Source organism: Pseudoalteromonas rubra, assembly GCF_000967655.1.
In the GTDB taxonomy this organism is placed as follows: domain Bacteria; phylum Pseudomonadota; class Gammaproteobacteria; order Enterobacterales; family Alteromonadaceae; genus Pseudoalteromonas; species Pseudoalteromonas rubra_A.
In genome coordinates this window covers 103,575-127,159 of record NZ_JXYA01000026.1, presented here as the reverse complement: position 1 = coordinate 127,159, position 23,585 = coordinate 103,575, and the positions used below count along the sequence as shown (strand labels likewise).

Here is a 23,585-nt window from a genome sequence, read left to right as displayed (position 1 = left end):
TCGTTACTCCATCATTTTTTCGATTGGCATAACAAGAATGGAGTTTGCGCCAAGCGCTTTGAGCTCTTCCATGGTTTCCCAGAACAGGGTTTCGCTGCTGACCATGTGCAGAGCAACATATTCTTCGCTTCCGGCCAGAGCAAGCAGGGTTGGTTGACCTGTCCCGGGCAATAACGCACAGATCTCATCAAGTTTCGCTTTTGGCGCGTGCAACATAATGTATTTGCTTTCTTTTGCTTGTTTAACACCACGCAAACGGGGCATCAGTTTGTTGATAAGTGAGAGCTTATTGTCGTCACTGAGGTTAGCGTTTTGGATAAGGCAGGCGTTCGATTCTAAAATGGTGTCGCCCTGCATCAGGCCGTTTGCTTCGAGCGTTGCGCCGGTTGATACCAGATCGCAGATTGCATCGGCAAGACCAGCACGAGGTGCAACTTCTACAGAGCCCGTTAGCATAACGACACTGGCATCGATCTGTTCTTGTTCGAGGTACTGCTTCAAAATTTCTGGGTATGTGGTTGCGATGCGTTTGCCGTTGAACCAGCTTTTATCCTGCATACCCAGCTCCTGCGGCCAGGCCAGTGCCAGACGACAATAACCAAAGTCGAGTTTTGCAAGCTTGCTGACTTCGCTGGGCTGCCCGTTGCGTTGGCGTTCAGCCTGCGTTTCAACCAGCACGTTTTCACCTACAATGCCCAGGTCGCATACACCATCCATCACCAAACCCGGAATATCGTCATCACGGACTCTCAGGACATCGATTGGCATATTGGTAGAGTGGGCGATCAGGCGCTGTTCGCGCAGATTTAATTTAATTCCAAGCTGTTTGAGCAGTGACTGACAATCCTTAGAAAGGCGGCCAGATTTTTGAATTGCAATTCGTAAACGGTTGTTGGTGTTCATAATTTATTTCCTAAGTTTAAAAACTAAAAGCCCCGAGGGAACCTCAGGGCGAAAATAAATTATGTTGAGTGCTAGTTCGCCGGAGGTTCCTTGAAGGAATAACCCACCAGCGAAATACCTGACAGGTTATCCCGGTGTATGATGGTGATGATGGATAGCTGTCAGTGTAATAAGCATGTCAGATTCTCTTGTTGTTTATCTAAAACGTGACGCGCATCAGGCGCACAAAATGTATTTATAGATAAACACAGGAGAGGAATTGCGTGCAAGTACTTTTTTGCATAAATTAAAGAATAAATTATAACTGTCGATAATAAAGGCATGAAATACCACGAAATGAGGTGGATTATGGATGCATTTAAGCCGTTCCTGGCGCCGATAGTTCGGTTGCAGGTGAGTCATGATGGCCCGTTTAAAGTTGCGGGAGTGCTCGACAATCGAACCGAAAGGATTAAGCGTAAAAAGCACTTACTGGAGATGGCGCAGCAAAAGCACAAAGAGGAAGATGACCGCAAAAAAGACGAAGATGATAGTGAAATCGACGACGAAGAGCAACACTTAGATACCTGGGCCTAAAATTCTCTCAGGCCCGGGTATGGCAACTTATTTGCGCTTGCCACGCTTTTATCTTGGGGGATCTATCTTACCCGCAATCGAGGTATTTACCCTGAACCAGCCTGCAACAGAGTATCTGTCCCGTTTAGCGGGAAGTACTTCATGAGGAAACTCTTCACTCAAAAACAAGGCAAGTGTGCCGTGCAAAGGGACCACTTTTATGCCTTCAAGGTCACTATCATCCCGATAGAGTACCATTTCGCCCCCATCATCATGTCCCCACCCAGGGTTCAGATAGGTAACCAGTGACAGGATGCGGTTGGTTTCACCTCTAAACGCGTCGTAATGACGCTTGTAATAACTGCCGCTGGCGTAATGAGCAAAATGACTTTCAAAAGAAAACAGGCCCATAAACAAGCGACGGTTTAAAAACTGTTGCAACCGGCAGGTCCAGTCAAGCCAGTGTTGTCCGGGCTCTGACTCGCCGTTTATCCAGCAAATTTCGTCTGTACGTACAAAGTCGTTATGTAAGAAATCACCGCCCCGGCCAATGCCGGCATGTTCATACTTTTGCGTACTTAAACTGTGCTGATAGGCCAGTAAATCGTCTGCCAGGTCGCACGGGAGTGCGCCCGGGCGAATGCTATAACCCTGGCTCAGTAAATCATCAGCAATAAGTGAAAACAGTGTCTCGTCTGTGGGGGAGTCGCCGTGCGCTGCACGAAAATGAACTAAAGCGGCCAACCTGATTTCCTAATAGTAAGTAGTATCAAAATCAAAAAGTGTGTCATTAAAGCAAAAGAGAAGAAGTACTCTTGACCTCGTGGCTCTGGGCTTTATGGCTTGCTGCCTGCTTTGCTGCGCGCATCATAGTCATTTTTTATCCGCTGGCAAGCAAAATATCTCAGCTCATGTCTAATGGGGTATAATGCTTTAAAAGTGATTGCGGAGTTGAATGATGAGTGTGAACAAAGAGGCGAAACCCACCCAAAATAACGCTGTGCAGGTCGCATCACCCTGCATTCGGCATTGTTGTCTCGACAATAACGATATCTGTGTTGGGTGTAAGCGTACGTTGCAGGAAATCATTGACTGGCAATCTTTTGACAACGAACAAAAAAACGCCGTAATACGAGCCTGCCAGAGTAGGAAAGCGTGCTGACTTGCGCTTACTCTCTATCCACCATAGAATTGCGTCGCCCAGTCATTATGCAGTGCTTTAATTTTGTCTATCACACAGTATTTTTCAGAAAACGGTCCCCTGGCTCACCATTTTAGCGGTTATCAGCCAAGACAGCCTCAAATCGATATGGCCGAAGCCATAGATCAGGTGGTCAAAGAGGGTGGACAATGTGTGGTGGAAGCAGGCACAGGTACGGGTAAAACGTTTGCTTATCTGGTCCCGGCGCTTTTGAATGATAAAAAGGTCATCATTTCGACCGGCTCCAAAGCATTGCAGGAACAACTCTACCACAGAGATTTGCCTGAGCTACTCAAAGCGCTTGGCAAAGGTCGCAAAGTTGCCTTACTTAAGGGGCGGGCGAACTATCTGTGCACTTATCGTTTGAATGAACATGTGGCGCATGTACCCAGTGACGATCCTGACGTTATGCACCAGCTGGCGATGGTGGCTAAGTTTGCTACAGAAACGCAAAGTGGCGACCTGGCTGATTGTGTGGGCATTGAAGAAGATGCCAAAGTGCTACCTTATGTTAATTCCACAGCGGATAACTGTTTAGGGAAGGACTGTCCTGACTTCTCTGAGTGTTATATACGCAAGGCGAGGATCAAGGCAGCTGAAGCAGACCTCGTAGTGATCAATCATCATTTGTTTTTTGCCGATATGTCAGTCAAGGAATCAGGCTTTGCTGAGTTGATGCCAACCGCAGATAGCTATATTTTTGACGAGGCGCACCAGCTGGGCGAAATTGCATCGGATTACTTTGGGGAGTCCATCAGTACCAAGCAGCTACAGGCGCTGATCAATGATTTAAGGCTGATTTATCGCAGCGATATACCAGATATGCTGCAGCTGGGCAAAACGCTAAACAAGCTGGAGACCAGTGTGGCCGATCTGCGACTGGTGTTTGGTAGCGATGGTGCCCGGGGAGATTGGCGGGAAAAGCTGCAGGATAAAGTGATTTGTGATGCGCTGCACAGAGTGATCAGCAATCTGGATTTTTTGTACCAGGTGCTTAAGTTGTGCCTGGACCGCTCTGATAAAATCGAGCATCCGCTTGAGCGGGTGTTGTCCTTTAAAGGGCAACTCGACAGAGCCTTTGACGTCAGTCTGCCGGGCTTTAGCTATTGGTTTGAAACCACCCGGCGCTTCTTGACCATACACATTACGCCTCTGGATGTATCGAACCGCTTTAAAGACATGATGGCTAAAAGTGAGGCTAGCTTTGTGTTTACCTCGGCTACGTTGTCGGTAGACAACAGCCTGGCGCACTTCAATGCCAGCCTGGGCCTTGAGCCTGATCATCAGGCCATAGTCGATAGCCCATTCGATTATGAATCGCAGGCGGTGCTTTGCCTGCCTCGTTACCTGCCCGAGACCAAAGATGAAATGATGCCACATGCCTTGGTAAAAATTGCGAAGCAAGTGATCAATGCCGCAAAGGGGCGTACGTTTTTACTCTTTACCAGTTACCGCGTTATGCATCTGGTCTACGAAGGTTTGAGCACCGCGACCGAATATCCGGTATTCATGCAGGGACAGGCGTCAAAGCGCATCATTCTGGAGCAGTTTGTTCGCCATGGTAATGCGGTACTTATGGGCACCGCTTCGTTCTGGGAAGGCGTTGATGTGCGCGGCGATACGCTCAGTTGCGTACTCATAGATAAATTGCCGTTTACCTCACCGGATGATCCGTTATTACAGGCTCGAATGAAAGATGCCCAATTGCAGGACAAAGAACCGTTTGATGAAATTCAGCTCCCCCTTGCCGTGATTGCGCTAAAGCAGGGCGTAGGGCGCCTCATTCGGGATAAGAAAGACAAAGGTGTGCTAATTATTTGCGATAATCGTCTGGTTACGCGAAAATACGGTGAAACCTTTATTAAAAGTTTGCCTCCCATGTCGCGGACCCGTGATTTGGATAAGGCCTTGTCATTTTTAGAGAATATTGACCAGCATGAAAACTAATTTGCTTGCCCTGGATGCTTCAACAGAAGCTCTGAGCCTGGCGTTGTCGTTTAACGGCAACCTTTATCGTCACTTTGAAGAGTGCCCTCAGCAACACAGTCAGAAAATACTCCCTTTAGTTGAGCAGCTGTTTTCTGAGGCCGGTTGTCAGCTTAAAGACCTGGATGGTCTGGTATTCGGTCGTGGACCGGGTAGTTTTACCGGGGTGCGGATCGGGGTGTCTGTTGCACAGGGGCTGGCGTATTCGGGTAATTTGCAGCTGGCGGGGGTTTCTACCTTGCAGGCCATGGCGCAGCAGGCTTTTGCACAGACGGATGCCAAGCAGGTCCTGGTTGCCATCGATGCACGCATGGGCGAAGTGTATCTTTGTCATTATACCCGCGGAGAAAACAATCAGGCAGTTGCTTTGGGTGATGAAAGCGTGATCAAGCCTGAACTCATTGAAGGAGATTTTGCAGGCGTGCTGGCCGTGGGCACTGGCTGGCAGACTTATTCAGAGGTTGCGGAAAAATTAGCACTCGAAGTACACGACGCTATCACCTTACCGCATGCCGAGTATATGCTTGAAATTGGCGCTGTGCAGTTTGAATCCGGGCAGGTTGTTAATGCCGCTGACGCTCAGCCGCAGTATGTCAGAGATACTGTCACCTGGAAGAAGTTGCCCGGGCGCGAATAACAGGCTAATCTTATACTGATGTGTTGGGTTTTTAGTGATATTGACTGATGAAAATCAACCAGCTTGTTCAGAATCAGGATACTTATCAGCTCAGGCAGTCGGTTGCTAAACCTGCTGCCAGTGAGCCAGTCACGCCTGCCCAACCTGCTGCGCAGCTAAAGTTTTCGGAAGCCGGCGTAGCGCTTGCGCAGCAGTACAATGCAGATAAGCGCGACGTTATCTACGACCAGCCAAGTTACAAAAACAGTGTTGCCATGCAAGCCTATAACGCTATCCAAAATCAGGAGCGGCGCAGCGAAGTGCAGTCATTACTTGGTGTCAGCATTTACGCCTGATCTCCCACTTCTCAATGCTATTTTTTCAAGTAGGGCCTGAGTATTTGGTCGCTTGAATATTTTTCAGCAAAAATTTAGTCAATTGATTTGTTTTAATCTGCTTTTGGAGTAATGTTAAAAGAAAATAACAAATTATGGTTACGAGTTTGCTGAACAGATTCAACCAGTTTGCACTCAAACTTTCTTCAAATACGGTTGTTTTGTCACTACGCGAAGGCTACATCGCGTTGATCCCGTTTTTTATCGTTGCGTCTGTGATCACTTTGCTCAATCAGTGGCTTGGAGAAGACTTACATAAATTGAAGTATCAGGCACTGGGGGACTTTAACACCCTGGTATGGGGGATCTTTCCGCTATTAACGCTGATATCTTTTAGCTACTATCTGTCGAAAAACCTTAAGATCCACACCATAGCAGGTCCAGTTCTGGTGCTTGCCTGCTTCACAGCAACCACAGGTTACATCGAAATTAATCAGGGAACACTGAGCATAGTGCACCGCGATGGCATGTTGTATTCATTGCTTATGCCAGTCCTTTGTTGCTATCTACTCGCTTATATTGAGCGAATACGCTGGCTAAGACTGGTTGGGATAAGCTCAATCAGTCTGTTTTTGCGTAAACACCTCAACCTGATCATCCCGTATATACTGGTTACTGCGATAATTTTGTTAGTGATCCCGATTTTAGATCATTTCGCAGGTCAGCTTCACAGTACCCTAAAACTACTGAATCCGACCTGGAATGTGTTCGAGAAAGTGTCCGCACAACTGATTTTCTCACATTTACTTTGGTTTATTGGTGTCCATGGTGATAACACCTATCACCTGTTAGTATCTGGGGAGCTAACCGATTATCAGGTGTTACCTCAGTTATCGAGTTATGCCTTTTACACTTGCTTTGTAATAATTGGTGGTACGGGCTGTATTTGGGGACTGATCATCGCCTCAATGCTGCTTAAAAATGCACGCCACGAGCGCAGCATCGCCATGATAGCGTCGCCGCTTGCGCTGTTTAACATCAGTGAGGTCATGCTCTATGCTTTACCCATTGTGTTTAATCCTTATCTGCTGATCCCATTTTTGCTTAGCCCGTTGTTAAATGCATTGATTGCGTACGGGTGTATTTCTGCAGGGATGATTACTTTGGATCCCGCGATGGATATTCCCTGGTTCACACCTGTGTTTGTCAGCGGCTGGTTACTGACGCAGAGCTTCAGTGGTATTTTACTGCAGGTTATATTAATCGCGCTTAATGCGGCACTTTACTATCCGTTTTTAAGATTTAACCGGGATCATAACTTATCCGGAAAGGCGCTGGATGTGTTACTTAAGCGATTTACCACTGGCAGGTTGATAGAAGCGGGAGCTGAAAGCTCGTATACCCGCACGCAGCGCGAGGAACAGATCAATGTGCACAGCCTCAAGGAAGTTACTGATGCGCTGAACAGTGGCGAACTGATGCTTTTTTATCAGCCAAAGATAAACCCATACACTAAGCAAGTGGTTGGTTTTGAGGCCTTATTAAGGTTAAAAGACACAGATGGCCGGGTTCAGGGCCCCTGGTTTCTTGCCACGCTTGAGCAACACGGGCTACTCCACATCATAGATAATTTTGTGATTGACCAATTAGAAGTGGACCTGGAGCATTTTGCACGGGAAGGGTTCAGGCCCAAAGTGAGCTTTAATATCTCGCCACAAAACTTGCTGACCGGCGGATATAAACGCATTGTGAAAGCTTTTTCGGATTATCCCGGGCAGGTTGAGGTTGAATTGCTTGAATCCAGTTATATTGAGGATTTTAATCGCACGGTCGATGTGGTTAATCTATTACGCGCACATCATATTGCCTGTGCAATGGATGATTTTGGTACCGGGTATTCCTGCCTGTCTGTGTTATCCAAGTTGAATATCGACACCATTAAACTTGACAGAAGCCTTTTGCCCGACAACTACAACTGCAAATCTGTGTCTTTGTATACCAATCTGTCAGAGATGATAGCGAAGCTCGGCTTCAGGCTGGTAGCAGAAGGAGTAGAAACAAAAGAAGAGGAGAATCTGGTAAAGCAGTCGCAGGTTGATTGTGTGCAAGGGTTTTTATACTACAAAGCCATGCCAATAGAAGAGGCAATGACATTATTACAGAGCCAGACAGAATCGAGTCAGCAGCATAATGCCGCCGACTCATCGGTATAAAAAGGCGGACCCCATGTTTGACCCGCCGTGTAGTTGATTACTTCTCGATGTAAGAAATCAGTTTATCTGCAATCTGGGTATTGTTTAAGGAGCCAATGAACGAATCGCGTCCTTTCCCGTAGGCAAAAATTGGTACGTCAATCGCGGTATGACCTTTGGTTGTCCAACCCGTAAAGCTCGCATCATTGATGAGTTTATTGGCCGCTTTGTACAGCGCCTCTTTGGAGTCTTTTTGTGCTCCTGCCAGTGCTTTTTTAGTCTCTTTATCAAAAGGTAAACCCGTAAGTTGCGTCCAGGTTTTGCCCATTTGGTCCGCTTTCATGTCAAACAGGGTATTAGTCAGCTCTTTGACTGAGGATTTGGCCTTTGCAACAACCTCTGTTTTCCACTGATACACGCCATTACTACCTAAAGTCAGACCACCCGTAGAGTGGTCGGCGGTAACAACCAATAATGTGTCTGGGTTTGCATCAATATATGCTTTGGCGACTTTAATCGCCCCCGCAAAATCGTCCATTTCTTTCATTGCGCACGCGATATCATTAGCATGACCACACCAGTCAATCTGACTGCCTTCGATCATCACAAAAAAGCCTTTCTCATTTTGCTTGTCTAATAGCTCCAGTGTTTTATTGGCCATCTTTGTCAACCGTTTTGGCTCATCACTGTCGATTGCATGCGCAAAGGCGACATCAGCGAACAGGCCTAGTGCGGGCAGGCGGTTTAATGAATCCAGGTTGTCGAACTGATCTGTATACTGATAACCGGCTTCTTTAAATTCGCTAACCAGGTTGCGGTCATCACGAATAAAGTACTTAGTACCACCGCCGAGCATTAAATCAACAGGTAACTTACCGGCAATTTTGTTATCAATATAATCGTCGGCGATTTCATCATAGTTGCGACGCGACTCATTATGTGCGGCAAAGCTGGCCGGTGTAGCGTGGTTGATCTGTGATGTGGCGACCAAAGCTGTGGTCATGCCTCGTTCTTTGGCAATCTCCAGCATGGTTTTAAGCGATTGTTTGTGTGTATCTACCGCAATTGCCCCGTTATAACTTTTCGAGGCTGTGCTGAGTGCCGTGGCACCTGCTGCGCTATCTGTGACTACCGTATCATCGTCCGGGTAAGTGTGTGCCATCCCAACCAGGATTGAATCAAATACTGTTGGCTCAACCATTTTGGTTGTCTTATCATCTTGCATATAGCGATAAGCCGTGGTGAATGCCGGCCCCATGCCATCTCCAATCATATAGATGATATTTTTCGGCGCCGCGAATGCAGAGTTTGACAAGGTACAGCCCAGGGCAAATGCGAGGGCACTTAGTTTTCGTGTCATAGTTGATCCTTAATGTTCCCGTATGTTTGCTCGTCTTTGTGCATGGTAAATCATTGTAAGCTGTGTGATTTATGCTTTGCACCCGAGCCAGAATGGGTAGAATATTAAAGTAATACGTACAATAAGAATATGAATTTATGTTGACTGCTAATAAAAATAAGATAAAACAAGGGGAAGCAAGTGGTTTTGCCTATCAGGAACTGGGCCACGGCCCACAAACGGTGTTGATGCTGCACGGCTGGCAGGATAACAGCAATAGCTTTATGCCCATTTTGGATAGTCTGAGCGATAAAGTACTGCAAACGCACAGATTTATTGCGTTAGACTTTGTTGGTCATGGTAAGTCAGCCTGGCGAAGTGCTGATGCACATTATTACTTCGTCGAATATGTTTATGATATTTTTAGCTTTCTTCGTACCATGGAGATTGCACGATGCGACATTGTCGGCCATTCTATGGGGGCGCTGGTGGGCGGCTTATTCACCAGCTTATATGCAGAAAAAGTAAATACTCTGACATTAATAGATGGTATAGGTTTGCTTTATCAAAGCGATAAGCATGCTAAGGAGCAACTGCTCAAGGCGTTTATTGCGCGAGAAGTGACTGAACAAACAAACAGCGCCAGTGTGCGGCTGTTTGCCGATAAACAGGCTATCATCAAAGCACGAGTTAAAGTGAGTGACTTCAGCGAAGAAATTGCTGCTATATTAATGGAGCGAAACATTGAAGAACTTGAAGAGGGCGCGCGTTTGACGACAGATCCTAAATTGAAACTGCCGTCCACAATGCGCTTTTCACGTGCTCAGGCACTGTCTCTGTTGCAAGACGTGGCGACACCCACGTTGGCAATCATGGGCTCCTCAGGCTACGCGCAAATGAAGCACAGTTTGGGGCAGTTTTCTCAATGTTTTAAAGAGTTTACAAGCGTTGAAGTGGCTGGAGGGCACCATTGTCATATGGAAGAGCCAGAGCAAGTTTTGACAAAGATCTTAACGCATATATCGCATCCGGACGTTTCCTGATTGTATATTTGTGTTAAATGTGGGACTATCCTAGCTTTAGAGTATTTACTCAATTGTTTGTGTGCCTTAAGCATATTAAGGTAAGACCAATATAAAAAATAACGAGAACACAGGAGCTAAGAGTGGAAAAAATCTGGTTAAAGCGCTACCCCGAGGGGATGCCTGAAACAATCGACCCAGAACACTACAACTCGCTGCTTGAATTATTCGACAACAGTTTTAAAGAGTTTGCCCAGTTACCAGCATACAGTAACATGGGTAAAACAATGACTTACCAACAAGTTGATGAAGCAACCAAGGCAGTCGCCGGTTATATCCAAAACACCCTTAAGTTAGGCAAAGGGGACAAAGTAGCGGTGATGATGCCAAACTTGCTACAAACCCCCGTAACCATCTTAGGTGTGCTGCGAGCCGGTTGTACGGTAGTCAATGTCAACCCTTTGTACACGGTACGAGAGCTCGAACATCAGCTCAATGATTCAGAAGCGAAAGCAATCTTCATATTGGCCAATTTTGCACATACACTCGAGAAGGCATTGCCTACGACGGGTGTTAAACATATCGTCGTAACACAAATTGGTGACATGCTGGGTGGCGTCAAAAAGCATTTGGTCAACTTCGTTGTTAAAAAGCTGAAGAAAATGGTGCCCGACTATAGTTTGCCTAATGCAATTCCATTTGCTAATGCTATCAAGGCTGATCCGGGTCAGTATAAGGTACCTGAGATTGACCTCAATGATCTGGCATTTTTACAGTATACAGGTGGTACCACGGGCGTATCTAAAGGTGCCATGCTGACCCATGGTAATATGGTTGCCAACCTGGAGCAGGTATCTGGTTGCCTGGATAAGGTGCTCGACAAAGGCAAAGAAGTCGTTATTACGGCGCTGCCGCTGTATCATATTTTCGCACTGACAGCGAACTGCCTGACTTTTATGAAGTATGGCGGTCACAATATTTTGATCACGAACCCGCGGGACATGCCTGGCTTCGTTAAAGAACTGGCAAAATACCCGTTTACGGCCATCACAGGCGTAAACACCTTATTCAATGGGCTGTTAAACACACCAGGATTCTCAGAGCTGGACTTTTCCACTTTGAAGATGTCATTAGGCGGTGGTATGGCGGTGCAGCGCCCGGTTGCTGAGCGCTGGCAGAAAGTGACACAAAGTAAACTGATGGAAGGCTATGGCCTGACTGAGTGTGCGCCTCTGGTTACAATATGCCCCTGGGACTTGGATGGCTATAACGGTTCTATCGGCTTACCGGCACCAAGCACAGACTTGAAAATCATTAATGATCAGGGCGAAGAAGTACCAAAAGGCGAGCCCGGTGAGCTGTGTGTTAAAGGACCGCAAGTCATGGCTGGCTATTATAACCGCCCGGACGCAACGGCAGAGTGTTTGCAAGATGGCTGGTTCGCCACCGGCGATATCGCCATTTACGACGACGAAGGCTTCTTCTATATCGTAGACCGTAAGAAAGACATGATCCTGGTATCTGGTTTTAACGTCTTCCCTAACGAAATTGAAGAAGTGGTTGCGATGCACGATGGTGTACTAGAAGTTGCTGCCATTGGTGTGCCGCACGATGTAAGTGGTGAACAGGTTAAAGTTTTTGTTGTAAGAAAGGATCCATCTTTGACAGAAAAAGATATAATAAAACACTGTCGCGACAAGCTAACCAATTATAAAGTCCCTAAATTGGTCGAATTCAGAGATGAATTACCCAAGACCAATGTTGGCAAAATATTGCGTAGGGCATTAAAGTAAAAAGAAACCGGCGAAAGCCGGTTTTTTATAGGGAGTAAATGTGCAGTATCAATTTATCCAGCAACAAGCAGAGCTCGATGCCTTTATAGCTAACCTGTCAGATAGTCAGGTGTTGGCTATAGACACTGAATTTATGCGCCGCAGAACTTTGTATCCTGAGATTGCCTTAATTCAGGTCTACGATGGCGAGCATCTGGCGTTGATAGACCCGTTAAGTGAGCTAGATTTTTCAGGGTTATGGCATTTACTTCGCGATGAACAGATTGTCAAAGTATTGCATTCGCCCTCTGAAGATATTGAAGTATTTCAAAAGTTTGCGGGTTTTGTGCCGACACCTTTGTTTGACACTCAATTTGCACTGCAGTTGCTCGGAGAGGGTAATTGTGTGGGTTTTGCCAACATGGTTAAGTCGATGCTCGATATTGAGCTCGATAAGAGTATGTCCAGAACGGACTGGCTTAAGCGCCCATTGCAGGCAAGTCAGCTGGAATATGCCGCAGCAGACGTATTTTACCTTCTGCCATGTTATCAGACCATCAGCAAAAAGATTGCCGAAAAAGGGTTATCGCACATAGTGACATTTGAATCGCAGTTGATCGCCCAAAAGCGCGCATTCAGAACGCCGGATCACTACCTCTACCTCGGTATCAAAAATGTCTGGCAGCTAAAGCCGCGTGATCTTGCCGTTTTAAGAACACTGGCCAGTTGGCGACAGAACAAGGCCGAGAAAAAGAATTTGGCCCTCAATTTTGTGCTAAAAGAACATAATATGGTCGAAATAGCTAAGCGCAGACCGGGCTCTCTAAACAGCTTGCGAAATGTGCCGGGTGTTGAGCCAATGGAAGTGAATCGCTCAGGTAAAGAAATTCTTGCCTGTATTGAAGCGGGTAAAGCGGTACCGGAGTCAGAGCTACCTGCGCGCGTGCAACGGCTGATTGATTATCCCGGATACAAAGGGGCCGCGAAAGAAATAAAGCAAGCAATCACAGAAGTGGCCAGGGAACACGATATTCCGGTGGATGTATTTGCTTCGAAAAAGCAGATCAATCAGGTGATTGGCTGGAACTGGAAGCTGGATGAACAACAGAGAAAGACTTTCCTGAAACCTGATCTATTTCAGGGTTGGCGTCACGAGATACTTAAAGACGCGCTGTCGAAGTGGCATATTGCCTAACGCCAAGATGAAAAAGCCGCACAGTGTGCGGCTTTTTTATAGAGACTTTATTTTTGCTCGTCATCCGGGAGCGTCACGTTGAGCTCCAGTACCGCCAAATCATCTTCATTTTGCTCAAACTGCACATTGACTGCGTCAGAGTCTACTTTGACATACTTACGGATCACTTCCAGTATATCCTGCTTTAACTGAGGCAGATAATCGGGGGTGCCACGCTTGGAGCGTTCATGGGCAACGATTATTTGTAGCCGCTCTTTAGCCAGCGATGCGCTGGACTTTTTCTCGGATCGAAAATAATCAAGTAAAGACACATTAACCTCCAAAAATCCGCTTTAGCAGTCCTTTCTTTTCAACATTCAAAAACCTGAAGTCGACGATTTCGCCCAACAAACGATTGATGGCATCGCTGTATGCCTGGCCTGCGTCCGACTCTGTATCCAGGATAACGGGTTGTCCTGAGTTAGATGCATTCAGTACCGCTTTAGACTCAGGGATCACGCCGAGTAAATCGATGGCCAAGATTTCCTGGACATCTTCAACCGATAGCATGTCGCCGCTTTCAACACGCTCCGGGTTATAACGGGTAAGCAAAAGGTGCTCTTTGACTGGCTCCAGGCCATCTTCCGCACGTTTTGACTTACTTTGTAAAATGCCCAAAATGCGATCTGAGTCGCGGACAGAAGACACTTCCGGGTTAGTGGTGACAATCGCTTCGTCAGCGAAATATAGGGCCATCATTGCACCGGCCTCGATCCCCGCAGGTGAATCGCAGATGATGAAATCAAAGTCTTCCGACATGTCTTTCAGCACGCGTTCAACGCCTTCTTTAGTCAGGGCATCTTTGTCGCGAGTTTGTGAAGCCGGTAAAATATAAAGCTTTTCAACACGCTTATCTTTTATCAATGCCTGATTCAGATTGGCTTCGCCATTGATGACGTTGACAAAATCATAGACAACGCGACGTTCGCAGCCCATGATGAGATCTAGGTTACGCAGGCCAATATCAAAGTCGATAATGGCTGTTTTGTATCCTTTAAGTGCCAGACCTGTGCCGATCGCTGCACTTGATGTGGTTTTACCTACACCACCTTTACCTGAAGTTACGACAATAATCTTTGCCATCTGAATTATCCTTTGACCAATGCTGTTAATTCTAATGATTCGTTATTTTGTGAAATCTGGCAGGCTTTGCCCCAGTGTTCTCCCTGTAAAGAGTCACTGATCCAATAACTGCCTCCGACTGAAACCAATTCTGCTTCCAGCTTTTGGCAGTAAATACTTGCCTCGTGATTTCCTTGCGCACCAGCGATAGCACGTCCTCTGAGCGTGCCATAGATGTGAATATTGCCATCGGCAATGACCTCTGCACCATGGCTGACCGCGCCCAGTACAATGAGGTCCCGGTCCTTCGCGTAAATTTGTTGCCCAGAGCGTACTGTGCTGTTGATAACCTGGGCGCCGAGATAGACTTCTTTTTCCACCACTTGCGTGTCAGCACTCTCCTGAGTCACAGGCTTAACGTCTTTAGTATAGTTAAGTACAGAGAGGCCTATTTCTTTTGCCTCAGCATTGTGCTGTTCTGTACCATTACATATACCAACCGGGTTTAAAGCCAGCTCTGTAAGAATGCGTTTTAAATCGCTAAGGACAATACTCTGTTCCTGGACGTCGGCAAGATTGATGACGATAGGTGCCCCTTTAAAAAACTTTGGAGCCTGGGAAATTTTATCACTCAGTTGTTGTTTTACATTGCCAAGGTCGGCATCGAAGAGGTGTAAAACTGAGAGTGTAAACAGGTTTCCCTTCAATTCAAAAGACTGTGTAGACATAAGCGCTCAATACCAGTGCGAACTCTGATTAATATTGTTCTGACCCCGTACTCTGTACGTTTGAGAGTCGCAAAACTTTCCAAATAGTATATAGGTCATGGTATAGTGCTGCTCTCAGATTAGCAAGATTTTATAGGGTTATAATGCTAGCCGCAGTATATAAAAGTAGTAAAAAAGCCGATACCTATCTTTTTATTGAAAAACGAGACGATTTTGGCAAAGTCCCTGACCCTTTAATGGCTACTTTTGGTACGCCAATATTTGTAATCATTGTGGATTTAGCAAAACGCACCAAACTTGGGGTTGCGGATTTAAGTAACGTTAAGCAAAAATTAATCGACGATGGGTTTTATTTGCAGCTGCCGCCTCCACAAGAAAATCTTCTGGACGAATTAAAAAGACAAAACGGAGTAAAAAGTGACTAAAACACTATCCGCATTATTCGTATCTTTATGTCTGGCATCGCAAAGCGTAAAAGCGGATGACCAGGCGCGCTTCGATAGCTACGTTGAAGTGCTAAAAGCTGAAGCTCGCGAAAAAGGCTATGAACAGGCTTTGATTGACCAGGCGTTCAGCACGGTTAAATTTAAAAAGAAAGTGATTAAACAGGATAAGAACCAGCCAGAAATAGTCGAGACGCTGGAAACTTATTTACCTAAACGCGTACCAGACTGGAAAGTTCAGCGAGCAAGAAAGCTCTACAAAGAAAATAAAGTGCTGCTGGATAAGATCAGCCAAGATTTTGGCGTGCAGGGGCGCTTTATTGTTGCCCTATGGGGACTTGAAAGTAGTTTTGGCCGCGTCCAGGGCGGCTACCCTGTGATCAGTTCACTCGTCACTTTGGCGTTTGATGGTCGCCGCGAAGCTTTGTATAAGCGTCAATTATGGGCCGCGTTGGATATTCTCAAAGATGGTCACGTCAATATTGACAACTTCAAGGGGTCGTGGGCCGGCGCCATGGGCCAGTCCCAGTTTATGCCAACGTCATTCAACTCTTATGCCGTTGATTATAATAATGATGGTAAAAAAGACATCTGGACCAGTAAAGAAGATGCACTGGCCTCGATAGCAAACTACCTTAAAAGCGTGGGCTGGAACGATAACCTGACGTGGGGTCGCCAGGTTAAATTACCAGAGGACTTCCCGAGCCAGTATGTGCTCAAACGTGGTTCGAAAAACCACAAACAATGGCTGGAGTTCTGGCGTGATTCTGAGCGCTCACTCGAAGAGTGGCAGAGCCTGGGTGTAAGACGTACAGACGGCACCGACTTACCTAAGGTAAATATTAGTGCTGCTTTAGTTATGCCCGATGATATGAACGGTCGTATGTATCTGGCTTACAACAACTACAAAGCGCTGATGAACTGGAACCGCAGCTACTATTTCGCAACCAGTGTAGGTTATTTATCTGATCGTATTGGCTATCCGAAAATCTAGTCGTTCAGATAAAAGAACAACAATAAAAAAGGCAGCGTGCGAGCTGCCTTTTTGGTTGGGCTAATGCAAGTGAAAATCAGTAATAGCTCAGGTCCTGAGTTTTTCCCCAGAAAACCCGATAAGAAAACAACGTGTAGCCAATGATAGCCGGCACCACCAGCACTACGCCGTAGAGCATAAAGGTGAGGGCAGACGGATCGGCAAGAGCTTCGAATATGGTGAGTGTACCTGGTACAACATATGGGAAGAAGCTGTATACCAGGCCAAAGAAGCACAGTAAAAATATCATCACTGTGATGGCAAAAGGTAACCAGCAACCATGGCTAGGGTTGCGATTGAGTTTTACCAACACTCTGTCTTGTATGACAAAGAGCACCATACAGATTAATGGCAGTGGCAGCAGTAACAGGCTTATCTCGGTACCAAACCAGCGTGTCTGAACGTAAGCATTAATCAGCGGATTAACCACAGAAACTGCCAGTACGCCCAGCAAAGCAATCAGGTTACTCAGTCGACACCAGCGGATAGCAGCGCTTTGTATCTCGCCTTCGCATTTCATGATTAACCAGCCTGCTCCAATTAAGGTGTAAGCCGCAATCACGCCAACACCACTGAGCGTAGCAAACAGGTGACTCGCCAGGCTGTGTTCAAAAGACATCACATACAGGCCCAGCATATACCCCTGCGTAAATGCGGTGATCAGACTGCCCAGCTTGAAACAACGATCCCAGGTTTGCCGGTAACGAGTTTTCGCTTTGGCGCGAAAATCAAAAGCGACCCCTCTTAAAATTAATCCCAGCAGCATAAACGCGATGGGTAAATAGAGCGCTTGCAAGATAATCGAGTGGGCGGAAGGAAACGCGATTAATGCAAGGCCTACAGCCAGCACCAGCCAGGTTTCATTGGCATCCCAGAAAGGACCAATTGACGCTATCATGGTATCCGCTGCGGGTTTATTGTTACCCGGTAACAAAATACCGACCCCCAGGTCATAGCCGTCCAGTACAGCGTAAACGATAATCGCCAGTGCCATCAGCGCACTATAAAGTAATGCAAGATATTCAGCGCTAAACATATTGACCTCCCTGAACTGGTGTTGTCTGGTACTCTTCAACTTGAACGGCATTGCGCGCGGTGTAGAACAGCGTTTTGATGTAAGCTGCCAGCAAAACTGCATATAAAGTCAGGTAACCAATCAAGGTCAGCAAGACGTGTTCACTGGGGACGTTTGTAACCAGCTCCTCAATTTTAACCAGACCACTGACCATAAATGGCTGGCGACCAATTTCAGTGACGTACCAGCCTGCTAGCGTGGCAATCCATCCTGAAAATGTCATGACTACTAAGGCTTTAAGCTGCCAGGTCGGGAGGGTCGAGTGCTTCCATAAGGTATAACGGGTCACTAAGGCGACGAGTATCATTAAAACGCCTATCCCTACCATGATCCGAAAACCAAAAAATACAGGTTTAACCGGCGGGTGTTCCCCTTTAAATTCATTAAGTCCTTTAATTTCGCCTTCAGCCTCGTGTGTCAGGATCAGACTCGCCAGCTTGGGAATGGCGATTTCAAAGTGATTGGTTCTTTGTTGCTCATCCGGTATAGCAAAGAGTAGCAAAGGTGCCCCTTGTTCGGTTTCCCATACCCCTTCCATCGCGGCTACTTTTTGTGGTTGGTGCTCGAAGGTGTTCAGGCCATGCAGGTCGCCGACAAACATCTGCATCGGGGCGAGCAGGGCTGCGACCGTGAGCGATACTTTTAAAGTCAACTTGGGAGCGTGCTTATGATCCTCTTTGAGCAGGCGATACGCGCTAATCCCGGCGACCAGAAAAGACGCGGTGAGTCCGCTTGCCAGCAACATGTGAAAAAAGCGATAACCAAATGATGGATTAAAGATGATCTCAAACCAGTCTTTGGGATAGAACACGCCATCTACCAGGGTGTAGCCAGTCGGGGTTTGCAGCCAGCTGTTCAAAGACAAGATCCAAAAAGCCGACAGGGTGGTGCCTATAGCAACTATGAGTGTTGCAAAGGTATGCAGGCGCGGACTGACACGTTTCATGCCAAATAGCATAATGCCTAAAAAGGTCGCTTCCATAAAAAAGGCGGTTAGCACTTCATAGCCAAGTAAGGGTCCTGCTATATTGCCGACACGCTCCATAAAGCCGGGCCAGTTGGTGCCAAACTGAAAAGACATGGTGATACCGCTGACCACGCCGAGCGCAAAAGTGAGGGCAAATATTTTCACCCAAAACCGGTAGGCCCGCAGCCACACAGCTTCGCCGGTTCGGTCGTAACGGAACTTGAAGAACACCAGAAACCAGGCCAAAGCGATGGTGATGGTAGGAAAAAGAATATGAAAGCTTATATTTGCCGCAAATTGAATACGCGACAACAGTAGGGTATCAAGCATGACGCACCTCGCATATTATATCAGCCTGGTCGAGCCTGAGTCAGGCAAACGGTGACTGATACGACTCAGTGCGCGGGCACGAACCGCGCACAATGAAAAAATCCTTTTCAAAAGCCACTCTTTTAAGATTTTCTGAGTAGCTTGTCCTTCAAATCAATCACCTTGCTGACCGACGAGCCGAGCTTCATCAAGGATTGCAACTGCTCAGGTGTCAGGCGTTGCAGTTCGGCAGACCACTTGGTCACCGTTTCCAGCAAGTCGTGGATAGATTGCATTTGTTCTTGCGCGTATTTTTCTTCTGGTGAATTCGCGCTGTCGAGAATCTGATCGCGCAACAAGGTCAGGGTGGGGTCAATTTCACGTTTACGGCGTTCTTCGAAAACGCGGTTTGCCAGGTCCCAGATACTGCCATTTGGCGAATAGTACTCTTTTCTGTCACCGGGAATATGGTGAACTTTAACCAGTTGCCATGATTGCAGCTCTTTGATCCCCATGCTGACATTACCTCGTGAGATCTTGAGTGCTTCAGCAATCTCATTGGCCGTTAACGGCTTCTCATTGATAACCAGCAGACCAACCATTTGGCCAATGGTGCGATTGAAGCCCCAGCGGCTTCCCATTTCTCCACAATGGAGAACGAAGTTTTCGATTTTAGGTGATAGCTGCATTTTTAAAGTTTCAGTAATTATTGAAACTTTAATATATAGTGCTGATTGATTTGGATCAAGCCAATTGTTCAACTAATTTTCAGGCATAAGAGGTCAAAAATGGGCAGCATAGGTAGGTGCTTGCCCATCGGTTGAAGGATGTTCGGTTTATTTGGCAGGCTGGCTACTATGTTTGCCGGTTTCCCAGCGCTCATTAAGCAATGTTTCACCGGCGTCGATGGCGCCTGGCTCTAATGTTGTTGCCATAGAGTCGTTCCAGCGATTGAGATAGCCAAACAGAGCTATCACACCAAGAATTTCAACGATCTCCCCGTCATCCCAGTGCGCCTGCATGGCGCTTTCAATCGAGGCGTCTACGGCGTTTGGCACGCTGGAGGCGGCCAGCGCAAATTCAAATGCGGCTTTTTCAGCGGCTGTAAATACGTCACTTTCTCTGAACTGCCAGATATTCGCGAGTCTCTCATCACTGCCGCCGTAGCGCTGTGCTGCTAATATGGTATGTGCTTCACAGTAGCGGCACCCTGTGTTTGCACTGGTAATGTAGCCAATCAGTCGCTTTAGTTCTGATGTGACCCGACCATGATTTTCCATCACGGCTTTGTTTAAATTGATAAAGGCGCGGGCAATTGCCGGGCGAATTTGCATGGTGAGTACACTATTTGGACAAAAGCCCAGTGTTTCATTAAAAAACTTCGCAAGTTCTGCGACTTCCTGATCATGTTCTTGTGACAAAGGCTTAACTAAAGGCATACTGGTTCCTGTTGATGTTTTATATGTTGCATATGCAACAACTATATGTGTAGAGGTACAAATTGTCCAGTGACAATGATATGAAAAAAGCCATTGCCAACAGAAAGCGGGCACTGGCAGTAACAAATGAAGGCAAAGACGCGCTCGACCTGATAGAGCACGTACCATTTCAGGTTGCTGTGGTCAGTAACCTGTTATCACTGGACCGGGATCCGGTGATCCGCTCGCTGACAGAGCTAAACACCAGGGAATTACGCGTGTTACTTAACGTCGGATCGTATGGGCCCGTCACGGCTGCCGAAGTGAGTTATCAGTCTCGACTAGACCCCTATTCGGTGACTCGTGCGGTGAATGCGCTGTTAAAGCTGGACCTGGTGCGTGCAACCGAACTGTCTGGCAAAAGTAAGCCTGTTGCTTTGACGCAAGCAGGGGAAAAGGTGTATCGGGAAGTCACGGCGCATATACGTAAACGAGAAGAAAAGTTGACTGCCCACATGTCCGATGACGAAAAGGCGTTATTAAGCGGCTTGCTGATGAAACTGGAATTAACTGCAGAAGAAATACTGGCTAACGAAGTAACTGAAATGGAGGCTAAAGGACTGGTTGTAACACGAGACCATAAAGAAATGCTGCGCTGGCATAAACGCAGCAATCAAAACTAGCGGTTCTAACTATAAGACATCCATGCGGTCAATCAGCACAGTCCTGTTACTGAAGCGACATTGCGTCTCGTCGTAATCGAAGGTATCGAGATAACGGCCGTTGATAATTTTTGTCGTATCAGGCTGCGCCTTGCTCTTAAGTAGCAGAATAAAATGAGATTCTGCTGCAAGAGTTGTGTTTTGGCGGTATTGACGCGTGGAGGTCATCATATGAACCGTTGTGGTATTCTTGCGTGCTTTGTTAAAGCGCGCCACTATCTGCGCTTTACCATCGAGCTCGATGTTCAGTTTATCAACGCTAAAGCGGGCGTTATCCGTGAATAAATCGGCGTATTGCTCAGCGCTTCTGTTGTCGCGTATTTCCGGATAGGCGTAAACGAGAGTCTGGCAAAGTTGTACTGAGTCTGATGGCTGTTGTGAGGCGCAGCCGCCTAGTAGCAAAAGGAGTGGCAGCATTCGACGATACATTTATAAGTTCCTGTTGTAATGGTGTATCCGGATGATTGCACACTCCAATACAGAGGCCAAGTGTTATCCTGGCACCTGTATCGAGTCAGACGTTAATGTTTTTTGTGGGACTGTTTGCTGGCGTTTTTGAATGCTTCTCGCGCTGCAATCATTCGATAGGCCAGTGCGCAAACAATATAAGCCAGCACCAGGGCGCTGCCCATCAACAGGGTGTCTTTATCCTGAACAAACATCCACAACATAGCCAAAATAATACTGGCGAACGTAAAGTGGGTGACGAGTGGGTTCATTCGGGCTTTCTTTTTCATTTCGGTAAAACTAATTTGGTTAAATATCGACCATATTATAAAGTACAGCGCATAAACTTGATAGTAATTTATGTTTTTTATTTTCAGTGCTGGTAAAAAAGGATGGTTTCTGGCGCTGTTTCTCATCCTTTTACTCATCCTCAGTGGTCCCAAGTCAATCATATTACAGCGAATGTGCAGTGTAAGTACTTTAGGCACAGAGAATTTGACCCAGAATAAGTATTCTATCTTGCAATAATTTACAATAAAGCAAGTGGCCATGTTGGTGCTTGTATTGGGAGGGAAGTGTGAAAATCACCCATCGCTGGAAATTGGATCTAAAACAGCTGATATTATTACTGGTAAGTGCCGGGATAGTGTTGTCCGTGTACAGCGCATTGATGGCGAGTTACCGCGTACATGAACGCGCATTTATTAAAGATACACTCGCGTCCAATCAGGCATATGCGCAGAAGCTCGCTGAGGTCACTGAACTGTTTTTGCAATCGTTGAACAGCCAGTTACAGGTGAGCGCCGGTCATATTGCTAATCACTTTGATGACAGCCAGGCCATTGATGCTGAATTGGGACGCTTACTGACACAAACCAATAGCTTTGATTCGCTGGTGGTGATTGATGCGCAGCGTAAGATCATTTCAGCTCAGCCTTCTAATCTTGCGCTGAAAGGCTTGACGCTCGATCCTGCTTTATCTTTGCCGATAGAACTACAGCAGCCCCATATTCTTGACCCCTTTGTCTCGCCCGCGGGCAATCTATTGGTCAGCCCGACTTTCCCGTTGTTTGCCGCTGATGGCACTTATCTCGGCTTTATTGCTGGTGGCATTTACTTGCAGGGTAATACCATTTTAAATCAGCTACTGGGCACTCATCATGCGTCGGATCATTCGTATGTCTATGTGGTAGATAAAAGTAAACGGCTGATATACCACAAAGATAACGCCCGTGTTGGTGAATATATCGGGGATAATGTAGCGATTAACGCGGTGTTAAACGGGCAATCTGGTGCGACAGAAACGCTAAACAGTCAGGGTGAAAACATGTTGGCGGGATATGCCCCGGTAAGCAATACCGGTTGGGGGATTGTCAGCCAACGCGCTTTGACCAGTATCGTTGCTGAGCTCAATCAGACGCATACCAATGTGCTGTATTCTACCTTGCCGTTTGCGCTGGCCATTTTAGCCGCGACGCTGATTGCCGGTTTTGTTATTGCCAGGCCACTTGCGCAACTGGCACAGAGTGTCAGCTCATTGAGTCCGGGTAATTTGCGCTGTATCGATCAAACCCCTGCCTGGTACTTTGAGGCAGAAAATCTGAAGTCTGCCATCCTGAATAGCTCGGAGTTGTTGGGTCAGGAAATCAAAGAGCTGGAGCAGGACAGAAAAATGGATCCCCTTACCAAGCTAAACAACCGCCTGGCAATGCAGCTGTGGCTGGATAACGTCAAAAATATGCACTACCAGTTTTCCGTTCTAGCACTGGATGTCGACCATTTTAAGTCAATCAACGATGAGTTTGGTCATGGGGTGGGCGATGAGGTGCTATGTGCTTTGGCAGGTGTCATGAAAAAAAATGCGCGCAGTCATGATTTTGTATGTCGCAGCGGTGGTGAGGAATTTCTAGTTTTTATGCCCTTTGTTGATGCGAGCCGGGCATTGAGCATCGCGGAGCGCTTGCGTATTGCTATCTCTGAATACCCTATGCCAATACCCAGGCCCGTAACAGTATCAATTGGCATCGCCTGCTGGCCAGTACACAGCAAGAGCATAGCGGAGACGTTGAAGATGGCAGATCAGGCGCTCTATCAGGCAAAAAACAAAGGTCGCAATCAAACTTGCCAGGCTAAGCACAGTGTACATGCCGCTAACAATGATGTTGCTCAGCATGCCGTTTAGTGAAAAATCTGATTAACCATTATTTTGTTTTGTTAAGGAGTATT

25 protein-coding genes are annotated in these 23,585 nt (G+C 46.7%); 13 read left to right on the top strand and 12 right to left on the bottom strand.

Annotated features, from left to right (window positions below):
- Positions 1–3: 3 nt before the first annotated feature.
- Positions 4–903, bottom strand: a complete 900-nt coding sequence (hisG, locus tag TW77_RS12075) for an ATP phosphoribosyltransferase (RefSeq protein WP_046005230.1) — start codon at positions 901–903, stop codon at positions 4–6.
- 348 nt (positions 904–1,251) lie between these two features.
- Here hisG and TW77_RS12070 point away from each other — a divergent pair, with 348 nt between their 5' ends.
- Positions 1,252–1,479 carry a hypothetical protein gene (locus TW77_RS12070; protein ID WP_046005229.1) on the top strand — a complete coding sequence of 76 codons (228 nt, stop codon included), beginning with the start codon at positions 1,252–1,254 and terminating at the stop codon, positions 1,477–1,479.
- 48 nt (positions 1,480–1,527) lie between these two features.
- On the opposite strand, the gene TW77_RS12065 is transcribed toward TW77_RS12070, so the two are convergent.
- Positions 1,528–2,202 carry a 2OG-Fe(II) oxygenase gene (locus TW77_RS12065; protein ID WP_046005228.1) on the bottom strand — a complete coding sequence of 225 codons (675 nt, stop codon included), beginning with the start codon at positions 2,200–2,202 and terminating at the stop codon, positions 1,528–1,530.
- A gap of 211 nt (positions 2,203–2,413) precedes the next feature.
- On the opposite strand from TW77_RS12065, the gene TW77_RS24795 reads away from it, so the two are divergent.
- From TW77_RS24795 to TW77_RS12040, 5 genes are all read left to right on the top strand, one after another.
- Entirely contained in the window at positions 2,414–2,620 is a 207-nt protein-coding gene (locus tag TW77_RS24795; RefSeq protein WP_342626732.1) for a DUF1289 domain-containing protein, read from the top strand.
- Between the two features lie 63 nt (positions 2,621–2,683).
- The gene (locus TW77_RS12055; protein ID WP_046005227.1) at positions 2,684–4,606 is read left to right on the top strand and encodes an ATP-dependent DNA helicase; all 1,923 of its coding nucleotides are present in this window, start codon (positions 2,684–2,686) and stop codon (positions 4,604–4,606) included.
- Complete coding sequence (gene tsaB, locus TW77_RS12050; protein ID WP_046005226.1) at positions 4,596–5,282, top strand: tRNA (adenosine(37)-N6)-threonylcarbamoyltransferase complex dimerization subunit type 1 TsaB; 687 nt, start codon at positions 4,596–4,598, stop codon at positions 5,280–5,282. The genes TW77_RS12055 and tsaB overlap by 11 nt, the downstream gene beginning before the upstream one ends.
- 47 nt (positions 5,283–5,329) lie before the next feature.
- Complete coding sequence (locus TW77_RS24275; RefSeq protein WP_052713162.1) at positions 5,330–5,617, top strand: hypothetical protein; 288 nt, start codon at positions 5,330–5,332, stop codon at positions 5,615–5,617.
- A 134-nt stretch (positions 5,618–5,751) separates the two neighbouring features.
- The gene (locus tag TW77_RS12040) at positions 5,752–7,809 is read left to right on the top strand and encodes an EAL domain-containing protein (protein ID WP_046005225.1); all 2,058 of its coding nucleotides are present in this window, start codon (positions 5,752–5,754) and stop codon (positions 7,807–7,809) included.
- 37 nt (positions 7,810–7,846) lie between these two features.
- On the opposite strand, the gene TW77_RS12035 is transcribed toward TW77_RS12040, so the two are convergent.
- Positions 7,847–9,148, bottom strand: a complete 1,302-nt coding sequence (locus tag TW77_RS12035; RefSeq protein WP_046005224.1) for an alkaline phosphatase — start codon at positions 9,146–9,148, stop codon at positions 7,847–7,849.
- Positions 9,149–9,285: 137 nt separating this feature from the next.
- Here TW77_RS12035 and TW77_RS12030 point away from each other — a divergent pair, with 137 nt between their 5' ends.
- The 3 genes from TW77_RS12030 to rnd all read left to right on the top strand — a co-directional run bounded on the left by TW77_RS12030 (position 9,286) and on the right by rnd (position 13,116).
- On the top strand, positions 9,286–10,170 hold the full coding sequence (locus tag TW77_RS12030; protein WP_046005223.1) for an alpha/beta fold hydrolase: 885 nt from the start codon (positions 9,286–9,288) through the stop codon (positions 10,168–10,170).
- Positions 10,171–10,292: 122 nt separating this feature from the next.
- Positions 10,293–11,942, top strand: a complete 1,650-nt coding sequence (fadD, locus tag TW77_RS12025; protein ID WP_046005222.1) for a long-chain-fatty-acid--CoA ligase FadD — start codon at positions 10,293–10,295, stop codon at positions 11,940–11,942.
- 40 nt (positions 11,943–11,982) lie between these two features.
- Positions 11,983–13,116 carry a ribonuclease D gene (gene rnd, locus TW77_RS12020; protein ID WP_046005221.1) on the top strand — a complete coding sequence of 378 codons (1,134 nt, stop codon included), beginning with the start codon at positions 11,983–11,985 and terminating at the stop codon, positions 13,114–13,116.
- Between the two features lie 47 nt (positions 13,117–13,163).
- Here the strand turns inward: rnd and minE are convergent, their stop codons facing one another.
- Genes minE through minC form a run of 3 tightly spaced genes read right to left on the bottom strand, consistent with a single transcriptional unit; the run spans position 13,164 to position 14,945 of the window.
- A complete protein-coding gene (gene minE / locus TW77_RS12015) occupies positions 13,164–13,427 on the bottom strand; it encodes a cell division topological specificity factor MinE (RefSeq protein WP_010381216.1) in 264 nt (87 codons plus the stop codon).
- 1 nt (position 13,428) lies between these two features.
- Entirely contained in the window at positions 13,429–14,238 is an 810-nt protein-coding gene (gene minD / locus TW77_RS12010; RefSeq protein ID WP_046005220.1) for a septum site-determining protein MinD, read from the bottom strand.
- Positions 14,239–14,243: 5 nt separating this feature from the next.
- The gene (minC, locus tag TW77_RS12005) at positions 14,244–14,945 is read right to left on the bottom strand and encodes a septum site-determining protein MinC (RefSeq protein WP_046005219.1); all 702 of its coding nucleotides are present in this window, start codon (positions 14,943–14,945) and stop codon (positions 14,244–14,246) included.
- Positions 14,946–15,088: 143 nt separating this feature from the next.
- On the opposite strand from minC, the gene TW77_RS12000 reads away from it, so the two are divergent.
- Together TW77_RS12000 and TW77_RS11995 are read left to right on the top strand one after the other, a co-directional pair.
- The gene (locus TW77_RS12000; protein ID WP_046005218.1) at positions 15,089–15,370 is read left to right on the top strand and encodes a YcgL domain-containing protein; all 282 of its coding nucleotides are present in this window, start codon (positions 15,089–15,091) and stop codon (positions 15,368–15,370) included.
- A complete protein-coding gene (locus TW77_RS11995; RefSeq protein ID WP_046005217.1) occupies positions 15,363–16,382 on the top strand; it encodes a lytic murein transglycosylase in 1,020 nt (339 codons plus the stop codon). The genes TW77_RS12000 and TW77_RS11995 overlap by 8 nt, the downstream gene beginning before the upstream one ends.
- 76 nt (positions 16,383–16,458) lie before the next feature.
- Here the strand turns inward: TW77_RS11995 and TW77_RS11990 are convergent, their stop codons facing one another.
- The 4 genes from TW77_RS11990 to TW77_RS11975 all read right to left on the bottom strand — a co-directional run bounded on the left by TW77_RS11990 (position 16,459) and on the right by TW77_RS11975 (position 20,211).
- On the bottom strand, positions 16,459–17,457 hold the full coding sequence (locus TW77_RS11990; RefSeq protein ID WP_046005216.1) for a cytochrome d ubiquinol oxidase subunit II: 999 nt from the start codon (positions 17,455–17,457) through the stop codon (positions 16,459–16,461).
- Entirely contained in the window at positions 17,450–18,793 is a 1,344-nt protein-coding gene (locus tag TW77_RS11985) for a cytochrome ubiquinol oxidase subunit I (protein ID WP_046005215.1), read from the bottom strand. Before TW77_RS11985 ends, TW77_RS11990 begins: the two co-directional genes overlap by 8 nt.
- Positions 18,794–18,915: 122 nt before the next feature.
- Positions 18,916–19,461, bottom strand: coding sequence for a GbsR/MarR family transcriptional regulator (locus TW77_RS11980; RefSeq protein WP_046005214.1), 546 nt, complete (start codon positions 19,459–19,461; stop codon positions 18,916–18,918).
- Between the two features lie 147 nt (positions 19,462–19,608).
- Complete coding sequence (locus TW77_RS11975; RefSeq protein WP_046005213.1) at positions 19,609–20,211, bottom strand: carboxymuconolactone decarboxylase family protein; 603 nt, start codon at positions 20,209–20,211, stop codon at positions 19,609–19,611.
- 80 nt (positions 20,212–20,291) lie between these two features.
- Between TW77_RS11975 and TW77_RS11970 the strand changes: the two genes are divergently transcribed.
- Positions 20,292–20,873 carry a MarR family winged helix-turn-helix transcriptional regulator gene (locus TW77_RS11970; protein ID WP_046005212.1) on the top strand — a complete coding sequence of 194 codons (582 nt, stop codon included), beginning with the start codon at positions 20,292–20,294 and terminating at the stop codon, positions 20,871–20,873.
- Positions 20,874–20,882: 9 nt separating this feature from the next.
- Here the strand turns inward: TW77_RS11970 and TW77_RS11965 are convergent, their stop codons facing one another.
- Positions 20,883–21,341: a nuclear transport factor 2 family protein gene (locus TW77_RS11965; protein WP_046005211.1), complete on the bottom strand. Its 459-nt coding sequence runs from the start codon at positions 21,339–21,341 to the stop codon at positions 20,883–20,885.
- 92 nt (positions 21,342–21,433) lie between these two features.
- Positions 21,434–21,631, bottom strand: a complete 198-nt coding sequence (locus TW77_RS11960; protein WP_205623868.1) for a hypothetical protein — start codon at positions 21,629–21,631, stop codon at positions 21,434–21,436.
- Between the two features lie 305 nt (positions 21,632–21,936).
- Here TW77_RS11960 and TW77_RS11955 point away from each other — a divergent pair, with 305 nt between their 5' ends.
- Positions 21,937–23,541 (top strand): sensor domain-containing diguanylate cyclase, encoded by a 1,605-nt coding sequence (locus TW77_RS11955; RefSeq protein WP_046005210.1) that lies wholly within the window; start codon positions 21,937–21,939, stop codon positions 23,539–23,541.
- Positions 23,542–23,585: the final 44 nt, after the last annotated feature.